The organism is Wolbachia endosymbiont of Mansonella ozzardi (genome assembly GCF_020278625.1).
Taxonomy (GTDB): domain Bacteria; phylum Pseudomonadota; class Alphaproteobacteria; order Rickettsiales; family Anaplasmataceae; genus Wolbachia.
This window is the reverse complement of record NZ_JADAKK010000013.1, coordinates 1-4,036: the sequence shown is the minus strand read 5'-3', so window position 1 is coordinate 4,036 and position 4,036 is coordinate 1. Positions and strand designations below refer to the sequence as shown.

Annotated in this window: 3 protein-coding genes and 1 pseudogene; 2 read left to right on the top strand and 2 right to left on the bottom strand. The window is 35.4% G+C overall.

Features of this window, described 5'->3' with window-relative positions:
- A partial coding sequence (locus IHO40_RS01975; RefSeq protein ID WP_225536528.1) for a ribonuclease J occupies positions 1-1,535 on the bottom strand: 1,535 nt, incomplete at its 3' end.
- Between the two features lie 86 nt (positions 1,536-1,621).
- Positions 1,622-2,396 (bottom strand): annotated as a pseudogene (locus IHO40_RS01970) (IS5 family transposase).
- A gap of 321 nt (positions 2,397-2,717) precedes the next feature.
- Here IHO40_RS01970 and IHO40_RS01965 point away from each other — a divergent pair.
- Entirely contained in the window at positions 2,718-3,050 is a 333-nt protein-coding gene (locus IHO40_RS01965; protein WP_225536512.1) for a hypothetical protein, read from the top strand.
- Positions 3,051-3,293: 243 nt separating this feature from the next.
- On the top strand, positions 3,294-3,566 hold the full coding sequence (locus tag IHO40_RS01960; protein ID WP_225536511.1) for a hypothetical protein: 273 nt from the start codon (positions 3,294-3,296) through the stop codon (positions 3,564-3,566).
- Positions 3,567-4,036: the final 470 nt, after the last annotated feature.

Below are 4,036 nucleotides of genomic sequence, written 5' to 3'. Positions count from 1 at the left end.
GTTGACTGTAAACTAAACGCTGACTCAACTGTTTTTATAATCCTCTGTATAATAGCTGCATCTTCTGACGCTTCGAAAACACCAGGCGCAAATATCCTTGGTTTTGCAAGCAATTTATTTTTCTTGTTGACAATTGCTGTCACTACAACAGCTCCAGCATCCCTCATTCTCTTACGCATTTTTATAACACTACTCTCTGGATAACGTAGCAACAGCCCGTCAACACCAAAGTAGTCAACATCAATTGAATCAACCTTTTCCCCGCTTTCTAAATTAACGATATCACCTGGTGCAATCATTATTGCTTTTTCCACACCGCACTCTTTAGCAAATTTTACATGAGCATGCGTGTGAATATACTCACCATGAACTGGAATAGACATTCTAGGTTTTACCAAAGAATACATTTCCCTTAGCTCTGCTTTTACTGGATGTCCAGAAGCATGAACATGCTCCATTTTATCAATGATAACCTCTATGCCCATTTCGATAAAGGCATTGAACATACTGTGTGCACGAGTTTCATTGCCAGGAATGATTTTTGACGAAAAAATCACTGTATCACCCTGTTGCATTTTAAATGCATGATGATTCTTATTAGCAAGTTTTGAGGTTGCTGCCATCAGCTCGCCTTGGCAACCGGTGCAGATCAATAATAGCTTTTCTCTTGGTAAATCTGCCACGTCTTTTGCTTCACAAAATTCAACAGAATTGGTTAAATACCCGCTATCTTGTGCAACTTTTACTATTCTCCATAAAGACTTTCCAAGTAGAACCACTTTTCTTCCCAGCACCTTTGCAGCTTGGCTTATTGTTTCAATCCGCGCTAAGTTTGAAGCAAAAAGCGACACAGCAACTAGCTTTTTAGATCGCCTTATTATGTTATAAATATTGCCATAAATCTCACCTTCTGATTCAGGATTATGTTTGCTCAATATGTTCGTTGAATCGCAAATTGCTGCAAGCAGTTCACCTTTATCGCCGACTTCTTTTAAACGACTTATGTTAGAAGTTAAACCAACAACAGGCTTTGGATCAAATTTCCAATCGCCAGTATGAAGCGCGCTACCCACATTAGTGCTAACTAATATTGAATGTGCTTCGGGAATTGAGTGAGTTACGTTTATAAATTCAACGGTGAAAGGATCTAAATTTATGCTACCGTTTATGTCCACCTCTTTCACAGGTACTATACTCTCTAGCCGAAACTCCTTTAGTTTTTCCTTAAGAAAATTAATTGTGAACTTTGTTGTGTATATGGGACATTGCAACTCTTCCCACGAATAAGGCACTGCACCGCAGTGGTCTTCATGCGCATGCGTAATTATTATTCCGAGCAAATCCTTTTTTCTTTGAGCAATAAAGTTCACATCAGCAATTAATAGCTCAATGCCTGGCATAGTTTCATCGGCAAAACCAATACCAAGGTCAATCATAATCCACTTACCTTGGTAATGATATAGGCTTACATTCATCCCAATTCTGCCTATTCCTCCAAGCGGAAGAAATAAAAATTCGTTCTTGTTTATATTCATTAATTTTAAATTATTAAAATGCGAGAATAGCAAAACTTCGGTCTTAAATAAAGGAGTTTATTACTTCAATAACCCTAGTAACCTATTCATAATCTTTTCAGGAGCAAAACAGCGAAAGTAAGAACAACCATTTGCAAGCTGGTGTTGAGTTTCTGTTCGCAATTTTTCCACAATCGCCTGTATTCCTCCAGCCAAGCAAAAGATCTCTCAACAACCCATCTTTTTGGCAATACAGCAAAGGTATGTAACCTACTTCGCTTTATTACTTCAACAGTTGCACCAACGATAGCTTTTATTTGTGTTGTAAAATTTTCTCCTGTGTAGCCGGCACCAACCAGCATGTTTTTAGCTTTAGAGAGGGTTGCTTTAGCATTTTCGACCATTTTCACAGCACTGCTACGGTCTTGCCTTCATTAAATAAATTGCACTTGGCAAACCTTGTGAATCAACTCCAATATGACGCTTTATTCCTGAAATCTTTTTACCTGCATCATAACCCTTTTTTTCAGCAGGTTTTTAATGCTTTGAGAACCAATTATACAAAAACTAGTTTTCTCTCTTCGGCCTTTGGTGATACGGACTTCTCCAACTAATTTTTTTAACACACGTTCTAAAATACTTTCTATATCCTCACTAGGCTTTTCACTCCATTTTTTAAAGTGGTCGTAACAACTTCGCCATTTGGAAATTCTTGTGGCAGCATTCTCCACTAGCAGGTGCTTTTTAGGACGTATAATACTTCACAAAATACTCCATATAAATCAAGTTTTCTTGGTTTGTTTTCTTCCTACTACTCTCCAGAATTGGTCTTATTTTTTCAAATTGCTCTCTACTTATATTACTTGGATAATTTTCCTGTATAGGTAACCTCATTATCAATCTATGCCTACTTTACCTAATCTCTTCAAGATTTTAAACAGGTTCTTACAACTAAATTCTTGCCTGAGTATGTTTATCATACAGGATATAGGTGTATGGCATAATACAAAGCCATTGTTACGCTTATATGTTGTCAATAGTCTATTAATAATCTTATGGTATAATTAACTTTGAAGGCTTTAGGTAAAGGAGACTATGACAGAAGCAAATCTAATAGTTGCATTGAAGACTAAAATTAAAGAATTTAGTTTCAGTAAATAAAAAGTCGATATCAGTAATAAATCAGCAAACTCTGGTGAAACAATGTATTTCGATTTTCCAAGAATGAACTTTGTCATTAATGGAAAAGTTATAGATAAAGTTTTAACCTATGCGTTAATGGAAGGAGCTAAACATCACAAAAGCAACCTTTTTAATAGTGACGATATATATAGTACTGAAACCGTAACAGAAAAACAAAGAGAAATAGACACAGATTATGGTAAAACTTCTATTGATTTGGTGCTCAAAGATCTTGAAAAAGAACTCGTGCAAGACAGATTGAGTGAGTTGTTGAAGGATCACTGTAAAAACCCTGAAACTTCTGATTATCAGAAAACTAACTCATACAAGAAAGAGTTTGAAAGGTTTTTATAATGCTGAAAGAAAGCATATGCATCTATTACCAAAAAGGAAATTAGGACAGAAATTATTGCCCGTTCATAAAATAAGTTTTTAAGGAAATGTTTCAATACACTGAAGCAGGTGTTCCAAGTAATCATATTTTAGAAAAGCCAGTCACTAATTGTAACCAAGCAGGATATAGAGCTGGCATACTTATATTGAGTATCACGCTGCACTTGGCAATTATGAATTAATTTATTAAACCCTAAAAAAGTAATGAATATTGATGAAACTGACTGTAATAATATAAAAGTAAAGCCCGATATGGAAATACCTGCAACCAAATTTAACAATCCAGGAGAAAAAATATGTGATCTATCTACTTCACTGAAACTTACACTTGAGCCTCAAGATGGAAAGGATGGCATAACCTATAAAAATGGTAAATTATCACTTACTGTCCCTAAGGAATTAAAAAATTACAAAGAGGGAGGTAGAAACTTGTTCGATGTTATAGAGGAGTATTTCCAAAATTCTGCAAAAAGTTAGAATTTTAATTCGAAGTAAAAACACAAATAGAGCATAATTTGAACAGTTCACTGGAAGTAAATACTCATCTAAAAAGCGTAAAACCTCCTATTCGTAGTGGTAATTATGTCCTTGGTCATTAAAACTGTAATATAAACTCAAGTCAAGAAAAAGTCTCTAGGTCGTGGTTAGATTAAAACTTGACCTTACTCCTTTTTAACCCGTGCTTGCACCCTAGAAAGTTACCACTTTTCCAAAGTATGGAGTACGATTTTAACTTGATGTTAAGACGAATGGAATTACACCATTACGGTTTCATGACATCAGATCGCACCTTTCCATAGTAATCAGATGTTATATTTTAACCTAAATGGCCACTTTTATACTCACCACTTGATAAAATTCTAGATTTCAGTGTTACGCGCTGGAATGACAAGTCTATGGGTAAATCCAAGTAGCCTTTTCTTGTTATCCCAGCAGTTGATACTAGG